Source organism: Halocynthiibacter styelae, assembly GCF_016123485.1.
GTDB lineage: Bacteria > Pseudomonadota > Alphaproteobacteria > Rhodobacterales > Rhodobacteraceae > Halocynthiibacter > Halocynthiibacter styelae.
Genome location: NZ_JADCKQ010000040.1, coordinates 1 through 608, shown reverse-complemented (window position 1 = coordinate 608; position 608 = coordinate 1). Strand labels below are relative to the sequence as shown.

Annotated in this window: 1 protein-coding gene; it reads left to right on the top strand. The window is 51.3% G+C overall.

The features are described from left to right. The coding region (locus H1D41_RS18250; RefSeq protein ID WP_228850266.1) for an IS3 family transposase at positions 1-571 on the top strand (571 nt) is incomplete at its 5' end. Between the last annotated feature and the right edge of the window lie 37 nt (positions 572-608).

Genomic DNA, 608 nt, shown 5'->3' with positions numbered 1-608 from the left:
AACCCGCAAGAATAAAGTCACGACTGACAGCAATCACCGCTTCAATATTGCGCCTAATCTACTGGATCAGGATTTCTCAGCCACTGGACCCAATCAGAAATGGGCTGGAGACATATCCTACATCTGGACGAACGAGGGTTGGTTGTATCTGGCTGTTGTCATTGATCTTTACTCTCGCCGTGTCATTGGTTGGGCCGTCAGTAACCGTATGAAACGCGATCTGGCGATCCGCGCGCTTGATATGGCCGTGGCATTGCGCCGTCCCCCAAAGGGCTGCATCCACCATACCGATCGCGGGTCTCAATACTGTTCTGGCGACTATCAGAAACGTCTCAAGCGGCATGGCTTTCTGGTTTCAATGAGCGGCAAAGGCAATTGCTACGACAATTCCATGGTCGAAACCTTCTTCAAATCCCTGAAGGCCGAACTGATCTGGCGTCAGAAATGGGAAACCCGGAGGCAAACAGAAGGAGCAATATTCCAATACATCAATGGGTTCTACAATCCACGCAGGCGGCATTCATCCCTTGGCGGGAAAAGCCCCTTGGCATTCGAACGAAGGACTGCATAACATAAGCTGAGAGACCGGAACTTTTGCGCGGCAAGAC